21 protein-coding genes are annotated in these 21044 nt (G+C 66.9%); 8 read left to right on the forward strand and 13 right to left on the reverse strand.

The annotated features are described in order from the left end of the window. The first annotated feature begins 2 nt into the window (after positions 1 to 2). Together OHA42_RS20105 and OHA42_RS20110 are read left to right on the forward strand one after the other, a co-directional pair. Positions 3 to 1805 (forward strand): CoA transferase, encoded by a 1803-nt coding sequence (locus tag OHA42_RS20105; RefSeq protein WP_406229428.1) that lies wholly within the window; start codon positions 3 to 5, stop codon positions 1803 to 1805. Further along, positions 1802 to 3439 carry a class I adenylate-forming enzyme family protein gene (locus tag OHA42_RS20110; RefSeq protein ID WP_406229429.1) on the forward strand — a complete coding sequence of 546 codons (1638 nt, stop codon included), beginning with the start codon at positions 1802 to 1804 and terminating at the stop codon, positions 3437 to 3439. The genes OHA42_RS20105 and OHA42_RS20110 overlap by 4 nt, the downstream gene beginning before the upstream one ends. Positions 3440 to 3513: 74 nt before the next feature. On the opposite strand, the gene OHA42_RS20115 is transcribed toward OHA42_RS20110, so the two are convergent. From OHA42_RS20115 to OHA42_RS20140, 6 genes are all read right to left on the reverse strand, one after another. Then, a complete protein-coding gene (locus tag OHA42_RS20115) occupies positions 3514 to 4311 on the reverse strand; it encodes an ABC transporter substrate-binding protein (protein ID WP_406229430.1) in 798 nt (265 codons plus the stop codon). Continuing rightward, positions 4290 to 5132 carry a metal ABC transporter permease gene (locus tag OHA42_RS20120; protein ID WP_406229431.1) on the reverse strand — a complete coding sequence of 281 codons (843 nt, stop codon included), beginning with the start codon at positions 5130 to 5132 and terminating at the stop codon, positions 4290 to 4292. Before OHA42_RS20120 ends, OHA42_RS20115 begins: the two co-directional genes overlap by 22 nt. Continuing rightward, the gene (locus OHA42_RS20125) at positions 5129 to 5764 is read right to left on the reverse strand and encodes an ATP-binding cassette domain-containing protein (protein WP_406229432.1); all 636 of its coding nucleotides are present in this window, start codon (positions 5762 to 5764) and stop codon (positions 5129 to 5131) included. Before OHA42_RS20125 ends, OHA42_RS20120 begins: the two co-directional genes overlap by 4 nt. Next, on the reverse strand, positions 5764 to 6420 hold the full coding sequence (locus OHA42_RS20130; protein ID WP_406229433.1) for a sigma-70 family RNA polymerase sigma factor: 657 nt from the start codon (positions 6418 to 6420) through the stop codon (positions 5764 to 5766). The genes OHA42_RS20125 and OHA42_RS20130 overlap by 1 nt, the downstream gene beginning before the upstream one ends. Positions 6421 to 6776: 356 nt before the next feature. Further along, positions 6777 to 7376 (reverse strand): hypothetical protein, encoded by a 600-nt coding sequence (locus OHA42_RS20135; protein ID WP_406229434.1) that lies wholly within the window; start codon positions 7374 to 7376, stop codon positions 6777 to 6779. Positions 7377 to 7513: 137 nt separating this feature from the next. Next, a complete protein-coding gene (locus tag OHA42_RS20140) occupies positions 7514 to 8869 on the reverse strand; it encodes a carotenoid oxygenase family protein (RefSeq protein WP_406229435.1) in 1356 nt (451 codons plus the stop codon). 125 nt (positions 8870 to 8994) lie between these two features. Between OHA42_RS20140 and OHA42_RS20145 the strand changes: the two genes are divergently transcribed. After that, positions 8995 to 9552, forward strand: coding sequence for a TetR/AcrR family transcriptional regulator (locus OHA42_RS20145; protein WP_406229436.1), 558 nt, complete (start codon positions 8995 to 8997; stop codon positions 9550 to 9552). 350 nt (positions 9553 to 9902) lie between these two features. Here OHA42_RS20145 and OHA42_RS20150 read toward each other — a convergent pair whose 3' ends face one another. Both OHA42_RS20150 and OHA42_RS20155 read right to left on the reverse strand, forming a co-directional pair. After that, on the reverse strand, positions 9903 to 10712 hold the full coding sequence (locus tag OHA42_RS20150; RefSeq protein WP_406229437.1) for a hypothetical protein: 810 nt from the start codon (positions 10710 to 10712) through the stop codon (positions 9903 to 9905). A gap of 397 nt (positions 10713 to 11109) precedes the next feature. Continuing rightward, positions 11110 to 13155, reverse strand: coding sequence for a M3 family metallopeptidase (locus OHA42_RS20155; RefSeq protein WP_406229438.1), 2046 nt, complete (start codon positions 13153 to 13155; stop codon positions 11110 to 11112). A gap of 123 nt (positions 13156 to 13278) precedes the next feature. Here OHA42_RS20155 and OHA42_RS20160 point away from each other — a divergent pair, with 123 nt between their 5' ends. Together OHA42_RS20160 and OHA42_RS20165 are read left to right on the forward strand one after the other, a co-directional pair. Continuing rightward, the gene (locus OHA42_RS20160; RefSeq protein ID WP_406229439.1) at positions 13279 to 14511 is read left to right on the forward strand and encodes an acyl-CoA dehydrogenase family protein; all 1233 of its coding nucleotides are present in this window, start codon (positions 13279 to 13281) and stop codon (positions 14509 to 14511) included. Beyond that, on the forward strand, positions 14508 to 15563 hold the full coding sequence (locus tag OHA42_RS20165) for a phosphotransferase family protein (protein ID WP_406229440.1): 1056 nt from the start codon (positions 14508 to 14510) through the stop codon (positions 15561 to 15563). The genes OHA42_RS20160 and OHA42_RS20165 overlap by 4 nt, the downstream gene beginning before the upstream one ends. On the opposite strand, the gene OHA42_RS20170 is transcribed toward OHA42_RS20165, so the two are convergent. Then, complete coding sequence (locus OHA42_RS20170) at positions 15524 to 16066, reverse strand: hypothetical protein (RefSeq protein ID WP_406229441.1); 543 nt, start codon at positions 16064 to 16066, stop codon at positions 15524 to 15526. The genes OHA42_RS20165 and OHA42_RS20170 overlap by 40 nt on opposite strands. Positions 16067 to 16077: 11 nt before the next feature. Between OHA42_RS20170 and OHA42_RS20175 the strand changes: the two genes are divergently transcribed. After that, on the forward strand, positions 16078 to 16461 hold the full coding sequence (locus OHA42_RS20175; RefSeq protein ID WP_406229442.1) for a hypothetical protein: 384 nt from the start codon (positions 16078 to 16080) through the stop codon (positions 16459 to 16461). A gap of 252 nt (positions 16462 to 16713) precedes the next feature. Further along, entirely contained in the window at positions 16714 to 17730 is a 1017-nt protein-coding gene (locus OHA42_RS20180) for an NADP-dependent oxidoreductase (protein WP_406229443.1), read from the forward strand. Positions 17731 to 17733: 3 nt separating this feature from the next. On the opposite strand, the gene OHA42_RS20185 is transcribed toward OHA42_RS20180, so the two are convergent. The 4 genes from OHA42_RS20185 to OHA42_RS20200 all read right to left on the reverse strand — a co-directional run bounded on the left by OHA42_RS20185 (position 17734) and on the right by OHA42_RS20200 (position 20613). Then, complete coding sequence (locus OHA42_RS20185; protein ID WP_406229444.1) at positions 17734 to 18720, reverse strand: zinc-binding dehydrogenase; 987 nt, start codon at positions 18718 to 18720, stop codon at positions 17734 to 17736. A 2-nt stretch (positions 18721 to 18722) separates the two neighbouring features. Further along, positions 18723 to 19145, reverse strand: coding sequence for an organic hydroperoxide resistance protein (locus OHA42_RS20190; RefSeq protein ID WP_328399753.1), 423 nt, complete (start codon positions 19143 to 19145; stop codon positions 18723 to 18725). A gap of 31 nt (positions 19146 to 19176) precedes the next feature. Next, the gene (locus tag OHA42_RS20195; RefSeq protein ID WP_406229445.1) at positions 19177 to 19611 is read right to left on the reverse strand and encodes a MarR family winged helix-turn-helix transcriptional regulator; all 435 of its coding nucleotides are present in this window, start codon (positions 19609 to 19611) and stop codon (positions 19177 to 19179) included. Between the two features lie 153 nt (positions 19612 to 19764). After that, complete coding sequence (locus tag OHA42_RS20200; RefSeq protein ID WP_406229446.1) at positions 19765 to 20613, reverse strand: alpha/beta fold hydrolase; 849 nt, start codon at positions 20611 to 20613, stop codon at positions 19765 to 19767. Here OHA42_RS20200 and OHA42_RS20205 point away from each other — a divergent pair, their 5' ends adjacent. Then, positions 20614 to 21042: a helix-turn-helix domain-containing protein gene (locus OHA42_RS20205; protein WP_406229447.1), complete on the forward strand. Its 429-nt coding sequence runs from the start codon at positions 20614 to 20616 to the stop codon at positions 21040 to 21042. Positions 21043 to 21044 lie beyond the last annotated feature (2 nt).

Consider the following 21044-nt stretch of genomic DNA (forward strand, 5'->3'; position numbering starts at 1 on the left):
CCATGACAGCAGGCACCATGCGGACAGCCAGTACCCGCCGGGCCCCACTTCCGTTGCGGGGTATGCGATTATCGGCCGGGAGTCTGTCCGATTCGGTCGCGACGGCCTCCGAACATCTGCGGTTGCTCGGCGCCGAACCGGTGGTGGGGGAGAGTGCCGCACTGACTCTCACCGGCCCCGACGGTGCCACGGCTGCGGCCGAGGTGAGCTGGGGTGGCTCGCACAGTCAGGTGTGTGACGAGGCGACCGCGCAGGCCGCCGCCGGGTTGATGCACGTGCACGGCCGCCGGGACGGGTCACCGCGCGGCCTCGCTGTCGACTATGCCACCACCGCCACCGGAATCCTCACTGTTCAGGGGCTGCTCGCCGCACTGGTCGGCCAGTCCCGAGGCACCGCGGCGACTACGGTGGGCGTCGCCGCCGACCGAACAGCTCTGCTGACCATCTCGCAATACTTGGCGGCCGCGTGCGCCGACGACGACGAGGCAACTCCGCTCGCGCCGGGCGGCCCACCGTTCACCACCGCCGACGGCGTGTACTTCGAGGTCGAGGCACTGGATGTCGCAGTGTGGGCCGATTTCTGGCGCGAGATGGACGCGCCGCCGGATGCTTTGCGAAAAGGTTGGCGGCCCTTTCAATTTCGCTATGCGACCGCCTGCGCCCCGATTCCCGAGGAACTCCATCGCACCACCTCGACACGGACCTGGGCGCAGGTGCGCGCGGCGGCCGACGAATCGGGTGCCGACGTATGCCGTCTGCACACGCTGACCGAGCGCGGCGAAGAGATGCGAGCCGACGGCGGGAATGCTCTTCCCTGGCAGTTCGCGCTGGCGGAGTCTGCTGAAAGTCGCAGGGCAGTGCGCGATTCTGCCGCCACCGTCGCCCGCCCGCTCGCCGGCTTCACCGTGCTCGAAGCGGGGCGGCGCGTGCAGGCGCCGCTGGCAGCGCATCTGCTCGGACTGCTGGGCGCCGATGTGGTGCGGATCGAGCCGCCGGGCGGCGATCCACTGCGCGGAATGCCGCCTACATGCTCGGATGTCTCGGCCCGGTGGCTGGCGTTGAACCGTGGCAAGGATGCCGTCGAGATCGACATCAAATCGCCCGCCGATCGAAAGCGCCTGCGCGAGTTGGCCACCGGGGCCGACGTGTTCCTGCACAACTGGGCGCCGGGCAAGGCCGAACAACTCGAGCTCGGCGCCGACGACTTGTCGGCGGCCAACCCCGGCTTGGTCTACGCCTACACCAGCGGTTGGGCCGGGCGACTGGAGCACGCGCCGATGGGCACCGATTTCATGGTTCAGGCCCGTACCGGAGTCGGTGCAGCGGCACGACCGGCCGATGAGCCGCCGATGCCGTCGCTGATGACGCTGCTGGACGTGCTCGGCGGCATGCTGGGCACCGAAGCGATTCTCGCGGGCCTACTGACCAGGGAACGGACCGGTCGCGGTGTCCGCGTCGAATCGTCGCTGCTGGCCGCCGCCGACTTGCTCACAGCGCCCGCGGTGGCCCGCGCCGAGGCCGGGCTGCCGCCGCGCCGCCCAGCCGGGTTCCGTCGCCCACTGGCGACCGCGGACGGCTGGCTCGCACCGTCCGACGAGCATGCCGTCGCGGCCGCTGCCCACGCCGACCGCCTGTCCGGGTTGCGCACCGGTGAGGCCGTTGCCTGGTTGTGCGACAACAACATCCACGCCACCGCCGTCACCACCGATCTCGCCGCGCTGCCGGGTGATCCTCGATTTGCTGCCGCCCTCACCACGGACATGCATGGGGCCGTGGCTGTTTCGTCTCCCTGGAGTTTCCGATGACTGTGCTACTACACGATCTGGTCCCGACCCGGCTACGCCGTTCCTGGGCCGCCGACGGCGCGTGCCCCGACCTCGACCTGTACTCACTATTTCGGGCGCACCGCTGCCTGGACCCGCACCGCACCGCGCTCCTCGACGCCGCAGGCAAGGTCTGCTATACCCGGCTCGACACACTGGTCCGACGGCTCGCGGCCGGGCTCGCCGCCGAAGGTGTCCAACCCGGAGACGTTGTCGGAGTCCAACTCCCGAACTGCCGCGAAGCCGTCATCGCCGACCTGGCCCTCGCCGCGCTCGGTGCGGTTGCGCTGCCTTTCCCCGCCGGCCGTGGGCTCCGCGAGGCCGAATCGCTGCTGCGCCGCGCCGACGCCGTCGCGGTCATCGCGGCGACGGAATTCCGCGATCACACCCACGCCGCCGAGCTGTCCGAACTGCTCGATCGGCTGCCCATGCTGCGGTTCGTCGCCGCGGTAGGAAAAACGGAGATCCCGGACCGATGTCTGTCCTTCGCCGAACTGATGAAAGCAGACGGTGAGACGTTCGTCCCTGCGCGCCCGGATCCCGACACCGCCGCGCGCATCCTGGTCTCCTCCGGCTCGGAAGCCGAACCGAAAATGGTTGCCTACTCACACAACGCGCTAGCCGGCGGGCGCGGGAACTTCATGAGTTCGCTGCTGGCCGACGGCGAGCCGCCCCGCAGCATGTTTCTCGTCCCGTTGGCAACGGCGTTCGGCAGCAACGGCACCGCGGTTACGCTGGCACGGCACGGCGGCACACTGATTCTGCTGGACCATTTCACACCGCAAGGTGCACTCGACGCGATCGCTCGACACCATCCGACCCATGTCCTCGGTGTCCCGACGATGGTCCGCATGATGCTCGACCAGGGCGCGGCCACGGCGGACACGTCCTCGATGACGGCGTTGGTGCTCGGCGGTGCACAGCTGGACAGGGCCACCGCCGAGGAAGCCAAGCGCGGCTTCGGATGCTCGGTGGTCAACCTCTACGGTTCGGCCGACGGCGTGAACTGCCACACCGACCTCGTCGAAACCGACACGGCTACTACGGGTCCCGGTGTTCTGGTCGGTCGGCCCGACCCCCGCGTCGCCGAGATTCGGATCGCGCGCGTCGACACCGGCGAGATCGCTCCACTCGGCGAGACCGGCGAGATCGTGGCTCGCGGCCCGATGACGCCGCTGTGCTACGTCGGCAGCCCCGAACTGGACGCGCGCTACCGCACTGCCGACGGCTGGGTCCGCACCGGCGATCTCGGCGTCCTCGACCCCGAAGGCCGGCTGCATGTTGTCGGCCGACTCAAGGAGGTCGTCATCCGAGGCGGCGCCAACATCAGTCCCGCCGAAGTGGAACAGCTGCTCGCCACCCACCCTGACGTGCGCGATGTGGTGTGTGTCGGGGTGCCGCACCAGGTATTGGGGGAGCGATTGGCCGCCTGTGTGGTGCCACGGCCGGGGTGCGCGCCCGACCTCGACGCCCTCTGCGCCCACCTGCGTGCGCAGGGTATGGAGCGCGGGAAACATCCGGAAGCGCTGCTGTTGCTCGACACCCTGCCGCTGACTCCGGCGGGAAAACCGGACCGGACCGCACTGCGTTCACGAGTCGCCGCACCGATGGGCTGACGCGCAGTATTCGAAACCTGGAGCGGGGCAGGCACTTCGGTGCCTGCCCCGCATTCGGTCCTGTCAACGGTAGTTCAGGAGCCGGACATCGCCTTCTTCAGCGCGACTTCCGCATTGCGGTACACGCCCAGCAGGTCGTAGTCCTGGCCGGGGAAGTTGACGATCGAGACCTGCTTTGCTCCGGAATCCGGCAGCGCGGTCCCGCTGGACATGTGCGCGTTGTCGAGCACGAAGTCTGGCTTCTTCGCGGCGAGCTCGGCGAGTTGACCGGGAGTCACTGCCTCCGGCCCGTAGGTGCCCACCACCTGCGCCCCGGCCAACTGAGCCGCCCAGGTCGAAAAGACCTGCGCGACAACGGTCGGCTGCTTGCCGCCCGGCCACGTCGCCCGAACCTCCTTGCCGAGCCTGTCGTATTCGGCGATGAAGGTCGAGGACCAGGATTCGGCCGCCGATGCGGTGCCGAACTCCTTGCCGAGCGCCTGCACCTGAGCGGTTACCTTGTCCGCGGAGTTGTCGAGATTCACCTCGATCAGCTTCGCACGCGAGCCCGCCGCCTCCTTGATCTTCGCCGCGAACGGCTCGAACGGCGCGTACAGCACGAAGTCGGCCTCGGCCACGGCGGTCAGGTCGGACGGCTTGGGGTCGTAGTCGGGTGCGTGGTGCACGGAGGCGGGCACGATGACCTGCACGTCGTCGATACCTGCGGCCTTGGCGAATCCGGCCTCCCACGCGGTGGTCGCCACCACGGTCGGATGGTGTTCGGCGTCGTGTTTGTCGTCGGTGCCGGAACAGCCGCTCAACAGCACACCTACGCTGAGCGCGAGAGCGGCGGCCGATACGCGGCCATTGGTCAGTGCACGGAAGCGTGCCATGAGGTGTTTCTCCGTTCGGGAATGAGATGAGCCGCAAGAGCGGCTGCCCCCGCGGCGAGGACCAGAACCGGTCCGGGTGGCAGGTCGAGAGCCAGCGCCACCAGGAAACCGATCAGGTTGACAGTGATGCCGATGCCGATGGCCCAGCAGATGATCGCGGTGAGCGAATGTCCCAGTCGGCGCGCGGCCAGTGCCGGGAGCAGGGTGAGCGCATCGACCAGCAGCGCTCCGGTGAGCCGAATTCCGCCGGCCACCGCGACCGCAACCAGCACCAGCAACACGAGGGTGAGCCCCCGCACCGGCACACCAGAGACCAGCGCGAGCTCCCGATCGTGCAGCAGCAGTGCCAAATCGCGACGCCGCCACCAGAACAGTGCTGGCACAACCACGGCCAGCGCCGCGAGCACCAGCACGTCCTGCACCCGCACTGCGAGAATGGAACCCCACAGCAGCGAGAACGCCGCCGACGCATTCACCCCGGCAATGGAGAGCACCAGCAGCGCCGCCGCGATTGCCAGACTCATCAGCAAACCCATTGCCCCGGACAGGCTTTCCGGCGTGCGGGCCAACGGGCTGATCCCCGCCCCTGCCACCGCACACGCGACAAGCCCGCACAGCGCCGGATCCAGGCCGGTCAGCATGCCGATCGCGGCGCCGAGCAGCGCGACATGCATCATCGCGAACCGCACCGGAATGATGTCGAGCCCGACGATCACCACCCCGATCACCGGTAGTCCGACCGACCCGACCAGCAACGCAACACCAGCGCGCTGCACCGACGCCATCCCGAGGAGGTCGGCCAGTTGAGCGGGTCCGTTCACGACACCTCCCGCAACCGGCCCGCGGCCATTTCGAGCACCCGGTCGCAGCGCCGCGCCAATGCCCTGTCGTGCGTGACGACCACGAGCGTCACCGGAAGTTCGGCAAGAACGTCCGCGGCTTCCTCTTGTCCGGCGAAATCCAGTGCGGCCGTTGGTTCGTCGGCGAGCACGACACCTGCGCCCGTCGCCACACAACCGACCGCGCGAGACAGGTGCATGCGTTGCAATTGTCCGCCCGAGAGCGTGTCGAGGGGACGGCCTATGAGGGCACCGACCCCGAGGCGGTCGGCCATGGCTTCGGCCGCACCGCAGCTGCCCGAGCTGGCCAGCAATTCACCTGCCAGCAAAGGGAAACGGCCCGCGGCAGGCCGTTGTGGGATCCACGCGCAGGCCCGCCGCCGCCACGTCTGCTCGGCGGCGCTGTGCCCGCCGCGCCCGCCGACCATGACCTCGCCCCGAACCACCGCGTGCAGTCCGAGCACCGCGCGCAACAATGTCGTTTTGCCCGAACCGTTGGTGCCCGTCAAGGCAACCCGCTGCCCGGCAGGGACATCGAGATCGATATCGCTGACGACTTCGACACGGCCGTGGCGGCAGGACACGCCCTTCAATCGCAGGTCCAACCCGCCCATCACACCACCTCCGTCAAGATCTCCGCGCCCGGCGCGTGCCGCGATTGCGCCCGCGGCAGTAGTCGGACCTGCGCGCCGATCGGTTCCACGACAGCGCCTTCAGGGCATACAGCGGGCTCGTCCACCGCCAGCCACAGGGTGATCAGGGTTTCCCGAGCCCGCGCGACTCTGGAGCGGATCGTGCCCACCGGGCACCCCACCGTCTGTGCCGCCTCTGCGTAGGACAGGCCGAGCACCTGGGTGAGGACGAAAGCCTCGCGCCGCTGCTCGGGCAGGCCGCGCAGCAGATCGGCGATCACCATTTCCTCCGGGAAATCGGGTATTTCGTGATCGCGGCGCTGATCGAGGGCCAATTGCCAGTCGTCGAGTTGCGCGGTCTTCGGCCGGGCCGCCGCGCTGCGGAATCGGTCGACGACCACCCGCCTTGCGATGGACAACAGCCAGGTTCTCGCGGTGGATCGGCCCGCGAACCTGGGCAGACTGCCGATGGCGCGCAGGAAGGTTTCCTGGGTGAGGTCGTCTGCGGACTGGATATCGGTGAGGTGCGCGACGAATCGCCACACGTCACGTTGGGTCGAGCGGATGAATTCCTCCAAGGCGCGACGATCACCGTTGCCGGCCGCCAGCGCCAGCGCCGTCAGCTGTTCGTCGGACATGACCGGCTCCCATTTCGGTATCTCCGACCGGCGACGAGGAACAAGGAACTACCGCTATGTCGCAGCGGTGAGGGCATCGAATGCATTTCACAGAATCTCGGTTCGGCGACGCCACACGATGCGGCGTCGAAAAGACCGGCCGCACACTATGCCTCGGCGCACCAACGGGTGCACGGGCGAAGGACGGCCGCTGACCGGGAAGGCGCGCCATAGCCACCGCCCGGGTCGGGCGAGGAGGATACGGCGGCTGCGTCCGCCACTCGTGTCCGCGGGACCGATAGTGCGCCGACCGGATTGTCGGCCGCTGGACCCCACGTCACTGCGCCGGAACCATTCCGGCTGCTCGCGACGAACTCTCAGACCAAGACCATCCCGACGGGCGGCCCGCGCCGGGCCATCTCATAACGCAATAAGACACTGCGCGGCGGCGCACCCCGGTCGACGGCGATCGGAACGCCGGACCCCGCGTCTGCCACGGCCGTATGTACGAGCATCAGCAGCAGCGGCGCGAGCATCCGCGCGTACAGCGCGGCCAACAGCGCGAACAATGCTCTCTCGCCCAACCACAACCACACCGCGCAGACGAGCGCGGCGACGCCGTGCGCGGCCATCATGATCAGCGAATCAGTCTGTGCACCGGCAAGTTCGGATGTGACGGCGTGCGATGCGCCGTGACCCCCCGATACCGCGGGAACCCCGAACCACAGATGTAGTGCCACCTGCATCACCAGTAGCCCACCGCCGATGGCGACAATCCCGCGCTGCCGATCGGCCGCCGCCCACGCCACCGAGCCGGTAGCAGCGAACGCGAGAATCAGCGCGGAAGCCGACACACCATGCCCCGACACCTCGGCGTGCCCGACCGCCGACAGCAGCACGCCGATCGCCGCGAACATCGCGGCACGCGTCGCCCGCGTAATCGGGGATGCGGGCGAATGATTCATAGCACCGCCCATATTCCCATCCTCCCGGCGGTTCAGCGTCGGGAGGGCCGCGATCGGCTCACCAGATGGCGTGTGACGGTGGTGGGCCCGAGGCCATCACCCGGATGAACGGTTGATCGGCGGTGCGTTCGGCGTAGTCGGGTGGTCTGTCACAAGTCGGGAATCCAGTTGCCGTGGAGTCCCAGCGGCACGCGGGTGGGCAGGTGGATGCGGGCGACCGGATCACCGGTGAAGTCTTGCGCGGCAAGGATGACGAGGTCGGAAGCAGCGCGATCGGGGTCGTGGACGTAGGCCATGGTGTAGCCGTCGTCTTCTGCACTCGAGTCGGCGGCGGGAACGAAGACGGTCTCGCCGACGGCACCGTCGCGACCGAATTCGTGTGCTTCGGTGGTGCCGTCGCGTAGATCATGTTTGAGCAGTGCGTTGCTGAATCCCTCGTCCGGACGGTCGGCATCGATCGTGCTCGGAGTGGCGTAGAGCTCGGTCACCGCGGAATACCCGTACCGATACGGGTGTCCGGCGAAGCGGCCGTTCATGCGCGGGAAATCTTGTGGGCGGTCGTGCAGAAGGTCCTGGCGCACTTTCCCGATCGCCAGGTCGACGGTCCAGCGTTCCAGCACTGGACGGCTACCGCCGATATTGGTCAGCTCGTACTCGTTCGGATGCACGATCACGTCGACGACGATCGACCCGTCGTCCTCGAAGGCGTTGAGGGTGTGACCGACACTGCCAGGTGCCAGCTCGAGCCAGCGAACAGCACCACCGGAACGGCGCAGCACGCCGATCCGGGACCCGAGTGCCGGGTTCCAGGCGAAGGGCACGCCGGTTCCGATTCTGTCCATCGTGAAGACCAAGGGTGATTCGTAGATGAGCACATAGTTTTCGGTGAGCGCGAAGTCGTGCATATACGGCATGGACGGGGTCGAAATGTTGGTCACCTGCTGGACCTCGCCGGTGCGGCCGATCTCGATGTGCTGCACGAAGTCCGCGCCGTAACGGAACGTCAGTGCGTGCAGTAGTCCGGTGCTCGGCTCGTATTTGCTGTGGGCGTTGGCGGCGAAGCCTTCCGGAGTGGCGCCCAGGTGGGAGGGGCCGACGGTGTCGAGCTCGTAGGTGAGTTCATACGGGCGGATGCCGCCCTCGAGGAGGGCATAGGTGCGAGCGCCGTGGCCGGCGACCTGGACGTTGGGTGCGAAATCCAGCTGATCGTCCACGGGTATGCCGCGGCGCGGCTCGCCGAGCCGGTCGGCTACCGAAGTCGAACGCACCCAACGGTTTCGATACCACTCGGCGCGGCCATCACGCAGCCGCACCCCGTGGACCATGCCTTCGCCCAGCGTCCAAATGTGGGCCGAAGCGTCTTCGAGGCCGAGCGGATTCGGGCCGATGCGGAGGTACCGGCCGTTCAGTTCCGGTGGTATTCGACCGGTCACCGGCAGGTCGTGGACCGTGACCTCTTCGGTCACGGGCGCGAAATTGCCTCGGACATAACGGTTGTCGGTCATGGGACCCCTTCGGTCGGTCGGATCGGTACGGCCTCGACAGTACATATGTTCTATACATTTGTATAGAACATATGTTTGTGACGTTTGTGTGAAACGCTCGTCATAGGGGCGGCTAGGATTGCGGGATGGGACACCGCGAGGATCTGCTGGAGGGCGCCAAGCGCTGCCTCATCGAGCGTGGCTACGCTCGCACAACGGCCCGCGATATCGTGGCGGCCTCCGGTGCCAACCTTGCCTCGATCGGCTACCACTTCGGTTCGAAGGAAGCCCTGCTCAACATTGCGATGCTGGCGATGTCCGGCGATGCGATGGAGGAGATTCGGCAGCTCGTACCGGCCGATGCCGCACCCGCCCAACGGATTCGTCTCATCTGGGACGCGCTGATCGAATCCTTCGCCGACAATCGCGCAATGTGGACCGCGAACCTGGAGTTGGCTGTGCAGGCCATCCGTTCCGACGACCTGCGTGCTCAGTTGTCCGATGGCCAGGAGTCTGCCCGCGAGACGCTCGGCGGCTTTGTGTCACGTGCCGGTGCTGACACTCGCGAAGCGGGTTCGGTGGAACTCGCCTTGATCACCGGGGTGATGGTCCAGCATCTCGTCGATCCGTCGCGTGCGCCCGACGCGGAACAAGTGCTACGCGGACTACGCGCCATCGTGGCCGCCGGTGACGAGAAAGCGTGAACGCCGGGAGTAGCGCCCGAGTTCGGAAACGAATGGATGCAAGCTCTCGTTCGGTCTGCTCGACGGCAGTGAATCTACTATCTGACTACGTGAGTATTAGCCGCCGGTGCTTCGTCGGCTCGTGCCAGATCGGTCGATGGGAACGGACGCCCGAAAAGAGAAGTCGATGAACGCGATTGGGCTTTCAACCCGGGTTCGGACCGTCCCGTGCCGTCGTGGCGCTCGGCGAGCCTGTGCGACGAAGGGAATCTGATCTAACCGCAACCGGCACGAACACCATTGCAGGACTGCGGTGTTCGTGCCGGTCACGATCTGGTCCGCCACTCGTCGAGTCGGGTGGCGGCAATGCATCAGGCCAGGGCTGCCGGCTCTGAGCCGGGGGCCGGTTGCGGGTCTACGGCGCCGATGACTGCGCCGACGCCCGCGCCGGCCACCGCTCCGACGGCCGCGCCGATTGCAATGAAGGGCGCCGCTACCATTGCGTAGCCTATCGCAGCACCTATTACTGGTACGACGAAGAGGCCTGCCGGCGCGAACGGCAGCCCGGCGACGGCGCCCGCGAGTGCACCGATGATCGCACCGCTGAAGGCGATCGGACTGGCGATCATGGAGCCGGCGCTGGCTCCGACCGCAGTGCCGACCGCGGTACTCCCGATAACGTGCCCAGCGATTCGATCAGAATGCGCAGGCTCGATTCCCGACGAAGTGAGGCCCTGCGCCAAGGCGGCTTGCGTGCCCGCGGCCGCATCGTTGATCTGCTGACCTTGCTCGGAATTCAGCCACTCGGGTCGGTCGATCTCGACGTCGCCGATACGGATGCGGTTGTTCAATGCCTCGGCCGGTGCCACCGGCTGAGCGGGAGCGGTGCCATCCGGCGCAGGTGGCGCCGCCGGATCGACGGTATCGGCAACGGGTGTCGCGACGAGTGCGCTCGTGCCGGGGGCAGCGAACGACCCTGTGGCGAACGCGAGGGGATCACCGATGGTCGCCTGTCCGTACGGCGTCTGCACGATCGCCGCACCGGCGGGCGATTGCCGATCGGCGCTGGCGGGAGCCGCGCCGATCACGGCGAGGGACAGGGGAAGTGCGCCGACGACGAAGAACGAAGCCGCGCGGGCAGCGAACGGACGGAGCGGAGTCCGGTGATGATGTAAGCCCATGAATCTCCTCATTCTGGCTAGCGATTGGTTTCTATCGCATTCGTAGCCAGGGGTCGTCCGGATCTGTATCGAAGGACCGGAAGATATTTGCGGCCGGTCGACCTGCCCCGATCGGCGACCGAGGCCGCCGATCCACCCGTGCCTCAGCGGGGGAGCATGGCCTCGACCAGTCCGCGGGCGCGGGTGTTCGGTCCGGTCGCACCGAAGGCTGCACGGCGGCTTGAACGCCCTCCATCACGAGCATGAGTTGGTTCGCCGGCGTCGCGGGCTCGGTGGCGGAAACCATCTCGGCGAATCCGCTTGCCAGAAGCCCGAATCGGTCCCGCACCCACGGGTAGTGACGTCCAATTGCTTTGCTATGTCGAGCGCCTAGCGGGTGCTGCGGCACGAGGCCCTCTCAATCGACCAGTCCCCGTCGAACCAGGAGTGGCTCGATCTCCGGTGCGCGGCCCCGGAAGGACACGAATGCCTCGAGCGGGTCGACCGACCCGCCGCGGGAGAGCAGTTCGCGACGGAACGCCTCGCCTTTGTCTCGGGTCGAGGCGGCACCGTCGTTGAACCACTCGACGGTGTCCGCGTCGAGCACTTCGCTCCAGATGTAGGAGTAGTAGCCTGCCGCGTAACCGCCCGAGAAGATGTGTGCGAAGTAGCCTGTCCGGTATCGCGGTGGGATCGTCTCCATTGCGAGGCCCGCTTTGCGGAGCGCTTCCTCCTCGAAGGTTTCGGCGTCCACGCCCGCCAGCGCATCGGGTCCGGGCGCGCGGTGCCATGTCCAGTCCAGCAGTGCCGCGCCGAGATACTCGACGGTGCGGAAGCCTTCGCCGAATCGTTCTGCCGCCGCCATGCGTTCGACGAGTTCGGTGGGCATCGGTTCGCCGGTGTCGATGTGCTTGGCATAGTTGGCCAGTATTTCCGGGCGAGCCATCCACATTTCGTTCACTTGTGACGGGAACTCCACGAAGTCGCGCGGTACTTCGGTGCCGGAGAAGAACGGGTAGTGCACGTCGGAGAACAGTCCGTGCAGTGCGTGGCCGAACTCGTGGAAGAGGGTCCTGACGTTGTCCCAGGTGAGCAGCGCGGGCTCGCCCGCGGGTGGTTTCACGATGTTGAGGTTGTTGACCACCACCGGCTGTGTTCCCAGGAGCCGAGATTGGCTGACGAGTTCGTTCATCCAGGCTCCGCCGCGCTTGGACGGCCGGGCGAAGAAGTCGCCGAGGAACAGGCCGAGTGCGGTGCCGTCCGCGTCGAATACCTCGAAGACTCGGACCTCCGGGCGGTAGCCGATCAAATCCGTGCGTTCGCGCAGGGTGATCCCGTAGACCTGCTCGGCGGCGAAGAACACACCGTCGCGCAACACCCGATCGAGCTCGAAGTAGGGGCGCAGCGCCTCGGCGTCCACCGAGAACCGTTCGGCCCGAACCTTTTCCGACCAGAACTGCCAGTCCCATGAGCGCAGTTCGGGTTCGGCACCCCGGGCCAGCATCGCGGTCACCAACTCGCCCGCCTCCCGCTCCGCGTTGACCACCGCGGGCGGAACCAACCGGCCCAGCATCTCCTCGACCGCCTCGGGGGTCTTCGCGGTCTGGTCCTCGACCGCATACGCCGCGTGGTCGGAGTAGCCGAGCAGTGCCGCGCGCTCGGCCCGCAGGGCGGCGATCCGGACGGCGACGCGGCCGTTGCTGCCGTCCTCGCCGACACCGCGACCCAGCGAGGCCGTCATCACCCGCTGCCGCACGTCCCGGTCGGCCAGTTCGGCGAGCACCGATTGGTTGGAGAAGTTCTGCAGGCTCAACGCCCACGCCCCCTCGCGTCCGAGTGAACGGGCGTTCTCGGCCGCGGCGGCCACCGCCACAGGCCCGAGCCCGGCCAATTCTTCCGCGGTCTCGACGACCAGCGCCGCTGCATTGGTGGCGGCCAAGTTGTTCTGCCCGAATTCGGTTGCCGCCGCAGCAAGTTCGGCGTTGAGCTCACGCAAACGGACCTGTCCCGCGGCATCCAGTCGGGCGCCCGCCCGGACGAACCGGATGTGGTACTGCTCGAGCAGCCGCAGTTCCTCGGCGTCAAGGCCGAGTTCGTCGCGCCGTCGATACAGCGATTCGATCCGGGCGAAGAGCGCGGGGTCGAGATAGATGGCGTCGCGGTGCGCGGCCAGCTTCGGAGACATCTCGGCCTCGATCGTGTCGGTGCCCGCGCTGGAGTCCGAGCTTGCGATATTGAAGAAGACGTTGGCCACCCTGGTGAGCAATTCCCCCGAACGCTCCAGCGCAACCACGGTATCGACGAACGTGGGCTCCGCATCGAGGGACGTGATGGCGGCGATCTCGGCCAGTTGCTCCACCATGCCGCACTCGAACGCAGGCAGGTAGTGCTCCTCGCCGATCTCGGCGAACGGAGGCAACTGGTAGGGAAGCGTGCTGCGCTCGAAGAACGGATTGCTCATCATAGTGGAAACCTTATGCCGGGACAGCGTGGGCTCGTCAGGGGTTCACCTCCCCACACCGCCCGTGGCTGACCGGGCCTCGTACGGGCTATTGAACAGCGGTCAGTAAGTGCATAGTGTCGGATCATGGACTTCGCAGCATCGCCGCGCGCGGCCGAGTATCACGGCAAGGTGGCCGACTTCATCGCCAAGGAGATCGAGCCGGTCGAGGAGCAGTATCTGCGGACGTTGCGGGAGTTGGACAACCCGTGGGTGGTCCTTCCTGTTATCGAGGAGCTGAAGACCAAGGCGCGCGAACAGGGTCTCTGGAACTTTTTCCTGCCCAAGACGTACTCCGAGGCGACCGGACAGGGCGCGGGGCTCAGCAATGTGGAGTACGCGCCGCTGGCCGAGTTGATGGGACGCCATCTCATCGCCCCGGAAGTCTTCAACTGCAATGCGCCCGACACCGGCAACGCCGAGGTGCTGGTGCACTATGGTAGCGAGGCCCAGCAGCGTGAGTGGCTGGATCCGCTGCTGGCGGGGGAGATCCGGTCCGCGTTCTGTATGACCGAGCCGGAGGTAGCCTCCTCCGACGCCACCAACATGGCTGCCACCGCGGTCCCGGACGGCGGCGACATCATCATCAACGGCCATAAATGGTTCTCCACCGGCATCGGCCATCCGAACTGCAAGTTCGTGATCTTCATGGGCCTGACCGACCCCGAGGCGCACCGGCATGCCAGGCACTCCATGGTGATCGTGCCGGTCGGCACACCGGGCATGAAAATCGAGCGGATGCTCGAGGTGTTCGGCTACCACGACGAGCCCTACGGACACGGCGAGGTCGGTTTCGATAATGTGCGCGTGCCGCGTGAGAACGTGATCGCCGGTCTCGGAAAGGGTTTCGAGATCGCGCAGGGCCGCCTCGGCCCCGGGCGTATCCACCACTGCATGCGTACCATCGGGCTCGCCGAACGTGCACTGGAGATCGGCATCCGGCGCGCTATGGAGCGCACTGCGTTCGGCAAGCCCCTGGTCAACCTCGGCGGAAATCGGGAACGGATCGCCCGCGCGCGGATCGCGATCAATCAGGCGCGACTGCAGGTCCTGCACACCGCCTGGCTGCTGGACACCGAGGGCGCTTTCGGTGCGCTTTCGGAGCTTTCGCAGATCAAGGCGTCGGTGCCGAGCATGGCCTACGAGGTGATCGACATGGCGATCCAATTGCACGGTGCCGGCGGCCTGACCAACGACTTCCCACTGGCCGGAGCACTCGCGGGCGCACGGTCGCTGCGGCTGGCAGATGGGCCGGACGAGGTGCACCTCGGCGTCGTCTCGCGGATCGAGCTCGCGAAGTACAAGACGCTCGACCGATGAAAGAGGAGCTCATCGACACCGCGGGCGCGGTCCGCGACGAGGACGCCTTCGATGTCGCGGCCGTGCACGACTGGCTCTCGAAGCAAGTGACTGGGTTGGTCGGAACTCCGATCGTGCGCCAATTCCCCGGTGGCGCATCGAATTTGACCTACCAACTGTCCTACCCGCACCGGGAGCTGATCCTGCGCAGGCCGCCGGGTGGGCATCGCGCGGCATCGGCGCACGATATGCACCGCGAGTTCCGCGTGCAGAGTGGTCTGAAGCCGGTGTTCCCGTATGTACCGACGATGGTGGCGTTCTGTGCCGACGAGTCGGTGATCGGCTCGGACTTCTATGTGATGGAAAAGCTCGAGGGCTTCATCCTGCGCCGCGACATCCCCGCCGAACTCGAACTCGGGCCTGCTGCGTTGCGCGGCTTGTGTATCGACATGATCGACAAACTGATCGAGCTGCACCAGGTGGACGTCGAGGCCGTCGGGCTGACCGACCTCGGCAAGGGCTCCGGGTATGTGCGCAGGCAGATCGAGGGCTGGTCGGATCGCTACCGCAAGGCGCGCACCGAGAACGTGCCCGACTTCGAAGAGGTCATGGCTTGGTTGTCCGCCAATCAGCCCGACGATGTAGGAATCTGCCTGATCCACAACGACTATCGGTTCGACAACATCGTCTTCGATGACGATCTGGATGTGCTCGGCATCCTGGATTGGGAGATGGCCACCCTCGGCGACCCGCTGATGGAGCTGGGCGCCACGCTGACCTACTGGGTGCAAGCCGATGACGACGACTTCATCCAGCAACTCCGACGCCAGCCGACCCATGTGCCCGGCATGCTGACCCGAGCCGAGATCATCGACTACTACTCGCGCGCAACCGGTCTGCCGGTGGACAATTGGACCTTCTACGAGGTGTACGGCATCTTCCGGCTTGCGGGCATCATCCAACAGCTATACCGGCGCTTCCACGACGGCGGCACCCACAACCCGGTGTTCAAGGACTACTGGATGTTCGTCGGTTACTTGGAGTGGCGCTGCAAAGAGGCCATGGGTGCATGAGTTCGAGGCGCACCCACCGTGGGCTCGGCCCGCAGGATTCCGGCCGAGGCGGCGGCAATCAGGCAGAACGCCACCGGTAGGAAGAAAGCAAGTCCGAGCGGCACGAAGTGCGTCAGAGGACCGATGACGGCGGGCCCTGCCAGCACGCCGAGGTAGCCGAGGCCGGCTACCCGGGCGACATTGGCGCCGGCAGCATTTCGGTCGGCATGGCCTGCCGCGCTGAAGAGTTGGGGAATGCAGCCGGACAGTCCGGCGCTGAACACCGTCCATCCGGCCAGGGTCAGCGCAATCCACGGCGACAGTGCCACCGCGGCGAGGCCGAGCGCGGCCACGGATGCGCCGGCCCGCAAGACGGCCGTCGGTCCGAAGCGCGCGGCGACTCGGTCGGCGAGCATCCTGCCGACGGTCATCGCGGTCGCGAACGCGCCGTAGGCAAGGGCGGCGGTGGCGGCGGGTGCCGCCAGGGCATCTCGGAGATGCAGCGCGCTCCAGTCGTTGGCCACGCCTGCATGCGGTGAATGCACTGACTGCGGCACCGATGTTGACCCTGTTGGTGCCCGGAGGCAAGCCACGGCCGGGAGAACTGGCGATGACCGGCCCGCTGGCTCTCGCGTCGTTGGCGGCGTTGCGTTTCGACACCGCCGTTCTCGGCTGCTGCGGCCTGACCGCCGCCGACGGCCTGACCGCCTACGACCTCGACGATGCGGCCGTCAAGCGCGCCGCCATCGCTTCGTCGCGTCGCGTTATTGCCGTTGCCGAATCCACCAAACTCTCCCGAACCGCCCTCGCTTTCGTCGCCCCGGCCTCCGCCCTGCACGCGGTGGTCACCGATGAGTCGGCAGACGCCGCCGAGACCGCAGCGCTGACCGACGCGGGCGTCATTGTCCGAAAGGTGTGAGGGTCGCACCGTGCATGCGGTATTACTCGCTGCTTGTCCACCCGCCCGGCCTGAAACCGCGTGTGCCTGGACGGAGCGACTCCCGGCATGGTGTTGTGTCGGCCTTCGCTCGGCCTGTCCGAGCCGCGGGTGGGGGCCTGCGCGGTGGTACCGATCAGGCGGCTGTCTCGCCTCCATGCGGTCTGATGTGGACGGTCTGATGTGGGCGTTGAACAGATCCTGTCGAGGCTGCGTCCCACTAGGGTGAACGGCATGGTCGAATCGACGAGAATCGTGCTTGCGTCCCGTCCGGTGGGTGCACCGACCCCGGCGAACTTTCGTACCGAGACGGTGGAACTGCCGGCCCCGCGCGAGGGCGAGGTCCTGTTGCGGACGCTGTACTTGTCGCTTGATCCGTACATGCGTGGGCGGATGAGTGCGGCGAAGTCCTATGCGCCGCCGGTCGAGGTGGGCGGGGTGATGGTTGGCGGCACGGTCGCCGAGGTCATCGAGTCGTGCGATCCCGCGCTCGCGAAAGGTGATGTGGTGCTGGCCTATTCGGGCTGGCAGTCCCATGATGTCGCGCTGGCGGGCAGCGTACGCAGGCTGGATCCGGACGCAGTGCCGGTCTCGACGGCGCTCGGCGTGCTGGGGATGCCGGGATTCACGGCGTATTCGGGGTTGTTGAAGATCGGTCAGCCGAGGCCGGGGGAGACGGTGGTGGTCGCCGCCGCGAGCGGGCCGGTCGGGTCGGCGGTCGGTCAGATCGCCCGGATCAAGGGCGCGCGGGTGGTGGGGATAGCCGGTGGGCCGCAGAAGTGTGCGTATGTGCGCGACGAGCTCGGCTTCGATGCCGCCATCGACCACCGAGCGCCGGACTTCGTGGAGCAACTACAGGCAGCCGTGCCGGACGGCATCGATGTCTACTTCGAAAATGTCGGGGGTGCAGTCGCCGATGCGGTCTTTCCCCTGCTGAATACCTATGCGCGCGTGCCGGTCTGCGGTCTCATCGCCAACTACAACGCGTCCGGTGTGCCGGAAGGGCCGGATCGACTGCCCGGCTTCTACGGCCGAATTCTGACCAAGAGCCTCACCGTTCGCGGATTCATCCAGAGCGAGTTCGTGAAGGAGATGTTCAAAGATTTTCTTCGCGACATGTCCGGCTGGATCGCCGAGGGTCGGGTCCGCTATCGCGAGGACTTGGTCGACGGCCTCGAGCATGCTCCTGAAGCGTTCATCGGCATGCTCGAGGGCCGCAACTTCGGCAAGGTCGTGGTGCGAGTCGGGTAGCGGCTACACCGGCGCGGGCGACAGTGCGATCTTCGCGCTCCGTCCAGGGGTTTCGCTGGCCGCCGCCGCATCGGCCGCGGCTTCCAACGGATACACGGCCTCGACGTCCAGGCGCAAAGCGCCGCCTGCCGCCATCCCGACCAATTCGCCGATCAGTCGGCGCATATCGTCCGCGCTGGTGTTCTCGGCCCGCTTGGAACCCCAAAAGCCCTTGACCACAGCCTGTTTGAAGATCATCGCGCCCGGATTGATGATCAGCGGCTGTCCGGACAGCGCACCGAAGGAGATCAGCTCACCGTTCGGCGCGAGCAGCGACAACAGTGCGTCGGCCGCGCGTCCGCCGACCTGGTCCACCGCGCGGACAATCGGTGCGCCCGACGTGGATTCGGCGGCACGCTCGGCCCAATCATCGGTCTCGGTGTCGACTATCGGATCGAAACCCAACTCCTGCAACGCCTGCACCGACGCGGGCCCCCGCACCAGATTCAGCACGTGGATGCCCCGTTGTCGCGCAAGCACATTCACCAGACGGCCGACCGCGCCGTTGGCGGCATTGACAGCAATCCAATCGCCGGGCGATACCTGCAGATCTTCCAGCAGCATCAACGCGCTGAGCGGCATCGCCAGCAGCTGTGCGGCGGTTTCGTCGGAGACGGTATCGGGCAGCGGGACCACCTGTGTGGCCCTGGCGACGAAGAACTCGGCCCATGCCGCGTGAATGCCGGAAACGCTGACACGCTGACCGATTTCGAGACCGGTCACGCCTGGTCCGAGCGCGTTGATCCGGCCAACGGCTTCGGTGCCCGGTATCGCGGGCAGCGTCGGCTTGTAGCCGTACACCCCGCGCACGATAGCCAGATCGTGATTATGAATCGGTGCGAGGATCAGCTCGAGCCGCACTTCACCCGCGCCGGGTTCCGGTGTCGGCCGTTGTGCGGCGGTCAGCACATCTTTCGGTTCGCCGAACTGCTCGATGACTACGGCGCGCATGATCAGTCCTCCGCGACGACGACGGCAACGGCGATATTGCCCCGGGTCGCGTTGGAGTACGGGCACACCTGGTGGGCCTTGTCGGCCAGCGCCTGCGCCGCGTCGGTGGTCAGGTGTGGCAGCGAGATCTCGAGGGTGACCGCGAGCTCGAAGCCGCCCGCCTCGTTCGGGCCGATGCTCACCTTCGCGCCGACCGCGGAGTCGTCGACATTCGCGTTGGTCTGCTTGGCGACAAGGCGCAGTGCCGAGTGGAAGCAGGCCGCATAGCCCGCAGCGAACAGCTGTTCGGGATTGGTGCCCTCGCCGTTGCCGCCCATTTCCTTGGGGATCGACAGGTTCACATCGATCTTGCCGTCGGTGCTGCGGGCGTGCCCGTCGCGCCCGTCGCCGGTAGCGAGTGCCTCAGCGGTGTAGAGGGTCTTCATGCCTGTTCTCCTTCGATCGGAATGGGACAGCTCAGAGATGCGAAAGCAGCGAATCGGTCATGCGCCGCAGGATTTCGCGCAGTGTCGCGAGTTCGTCCATGGACAGGCCCGCGGCCTCGGCCATGCCGGCCGGGATCGCGACGGCCTCGGCCCGCAACGCGCGGCCACGCGTGGTCAGCTGGACATCGACGCGACGTTCGTCGACGGCAGACCGCCGCCGTGCCACCAACCCTGCCGCCTCCAGCCGCTTGAGCAGCGGTGACAGAGTTCCGGAGTCGAGGGCGAGTGCATCGCAGAGATCGCCGACGCTGCGGTCGTCGCGCTCCCACAGTGCCAGCATCACCAGGTACTGCGGGTAGGTCAGGCCCAGGCGTTCGAGCCGTGGGCGGTAGACCGCGGTCATCGCCCGTGACGCCGCGTACAGCGGAAAGCAGATCTGCTCGTCGAGGGTGAGGTGCTCGGTCATGTCCATAACGATAGTGGGCAATTAGGTTGTGCACAACCTATTAGGTGGTGCTTCGTGTCACAGCCACTACTCGTGGTCGGCAACTGCCAGGGAGGCGGTCATCGCCCCGCTTCCCCTGCCGAACTCGTCGGCCCTCGACCCGAATCGAGGGTGTCAGCCGGTGACGCGTGCGATCCATTCGACGAGATCTGCTTCGACCTCGTCGCGGTTGAGCTCGTTGAGGATCTCGTGCCGGGCGTCGGGATAAATGCGGTAGGTGAGGTCGGTCAGCCCTGCGTCCCGATAGCGTTGCACCGCAAGGTCGCTCAGCTTCAAGCCGGCATTGAGTGCATCGCGATCACCGACCATGATGTAGACCGGCAGGTCCGTGGGAATGTTTGTGGGATGGGCCAGGCGTTGCACCGCGTTGGCGGCCAGGCTCGCCATATTGGTGTCGTCGATGGCGAAACCGCACCACGGATCGGCGACATACGCGTCGACCCGGGCCTCGTCACGGCTGATCCAGTCGGCGTCGGTGCGGATCGGCTGGAACTCGGCGTTGAACAGGCCGAGCAGATCGCCGCCCGCGGCCGCGATACGGGCAAACAAGCCGTCCACCGCGGTGGCTCCGGAAAGGGCTACGCCGTCGAGCAATTCGGCGTCGTCGAGCAGGTACTGCTGAGCGGCCATGGCGCCGAGGCTGTGGGCGACGAGCACCAGTGGCGCCGCGGGATGCCGCGCGCGCAAAATCTTCGTCAGTTGCGCCATGTCGGCGACGAACATATTCCAGCCGTCCGGCCCGAGCTCGCCCGGCGTGCCGGAGATGGAGAGGCCGTGGCCGCGTTGGTCGGCGGCGTAGACCGCATAGCCGTGTCCGGTCAGCCTTTCGGCGAGGTGGGCATAGCGGGCTGCGTGTTCGCCCATGCCGTGCGCGATCTGGACGATCCCGCGTACCTGCGGCCGGTCGGGCGTCCAGCTGTGTACATGGATGGTCAGACCGTCCGCGCTGGTGTAGGTGAACATGTGTCGCTCCTGTCGTGCTGTGGTCGGACGCTCGATCACGCCGAAATCGTCGCATCGGCGGGGCCGGTGACCCCATGGGTGCGGGGACAAGGCCACCGTTGCCGGATTGTTCGTCGGGACAAACGCACCGGTTGTACGCTGCGGCTCGGCCCGCTGCTCGCGCTGCCACGTGAGGAGCGGACCAGGCTGCTCGAAACACTCGAACACTGGTATGCCGCAGGCGGTTCGGCCGCCGAAGCCGGCCGCCGCCTGTATGTGCACGCCAATACCGTTCGATATCGGATCCGCCGTGTCGAGGAGCTGACCGGGCGGTCGCTCGGCGACCCGCAGGCCGTGCTCGATCTTGGGGCCGCTGTACAGGCGCTCCCCGTGCTCAGCGGTTCCGCCGCGCCGCCGCCGGTCGGTTCCGCAGGTGCGTACGGCACGTGACG

Source organism: Nocardia sp. NBC_01009 (assembly GCF_045208035.1).
Lineage (GTDB): Bacteria > Actinomycetota > Actinomycetes > Mycobacteriales > Mycobacteriaceae > Nocardia.

What these genes read in the sequence shown, in the direction of transcription:
- OHA42_RS20160 (WP_406229439.1), top strand. Translation starts at nt 13,279, where the DNA reads ATGGACTTCGCAGCATCGCCGCGCGCGGCCGAGTATCACGGCAAGGTG.
- OHA42_RS20145 (WP_406229436.1), top strand. Translation starts at nt 8,995, where the DNA reads ATGGGACACCGCGAGGATCTGCTGGAGGGCGCCAAGCGCTGCCTCATC.
- OHA42_RS20185 (WP_406229444.1), bottom strand. Translation starts at nt 18,720, where the DNA reads ATGCGCGCCGTAGTCATCGAGCAGTTCGGCGAACCGAAAGATGTGCTG.
- OHA42_RS20180 (WP_406229443.1), top strand. Translation starts at nt 16,714, where the DNA reads ATGGTCGAATCGACGAGAATCGTGCTTGCGTCCCGTCCGGTGGGTGCA.
- OHA42_RS20155 (WP_406229438.1), bottom strand. Translation starts at nt 13,155, where the DNA reads ATGATGAGCAATCCGTTCTTCGAGCGCAGCACGCTTCCCTACCAGTTG.
- OHA42_RS20115 (WP_406229430.1), bottom strand. Translation starts at nt 4,311, where the DNA reads ATGGCACGCTTCCGTGCACTGACCAATGGCCGCGTATCGGCCGCCGCT.
- OHA42_RS20195 (WP_406229445.1), bottom strand. Translation starts at nt 19,611, where the DNA reads ATGACCGAGCACCTCACCCTCGACGAGCAGATCTGCTTTCCGCTGTAC.
- OHA42_RS20105 (WP_406229428.1), top strand. Translation starts at nt 3, where the DNA reads ATGACAGCAGGCACCATGCGGACAGCCAGTACCCGCCGGGCCCCACTT.
- OHA42_RS20135 (WP_406229434.1), bottom strand. Translation starts at nt 7,376, where the DNA reads ATGGGCGGTGCTATGAATCATTCGCCCGCATCCCCGATTACGCGGGCG.
- OHA42_RS20130 (WP_406229433.1), bottom strand. Translation starts at nt 6,420, where the DNA reads ATGTCCGACGAACAGCTGACGGCGCTGGCGCTGGCGGCCGGCAACGGT.
- OHA42_RS20110 (WP_406229429.1), top strand. Translation starts at nt 1,802, where the DNA reads ATGACTGTGCTACTACACGATCTGGTCCCGACCCGGCTACGCCGTTCC.
- OHA42_RS20165 (WP_406229440.1), top strand. Translation starts at nt 14,508, where the DNA reads ATGAAAGAGGAGCTCATCGACACCGCGGGCGCGGTCCGCGACGAGGAC.
- OHA42_RS20200 (WP_406229446.1), bottom strand. Translation starts at nt 20,613, where the DNA reads ATGTTCACCTACACCAGCGCGGACGGTCTGACCATCCATGTACACAGC.
- OHA42_RS20125 (WP_406229432.1), bottom strand. Translation starts at nt 5,764, where the DNA reads ATGGGCGGGTTGGACCTGCGATTGAAGGGCGTGTCCTGCCGCCACGGC.
- OHA42_RS20190 (WP_328399753.1), bottom strand. Translation starts at nt 19,145, where the DNA reads ATGAAGACCCTCTACACCGCTGAGGCACTCGCTACCGGCGACGGGCGC.
- OHA42_RS20140 (WP_406229435.1), bottom strand. Translation starts at nt 8,869, where the DNA reads ATGACCGACAACCGTTATGTCCGAGGCAATTTCGCGCCCGTGACCGAA.
- OHA42_RS20150 (WP_406229437.1), bottom strand. Translation starts at nt 10,712, where the DNA reads ATGGGCTTACATCATCACCGGACTCCGCTCCGTCCGTTCGCTGCCCGC.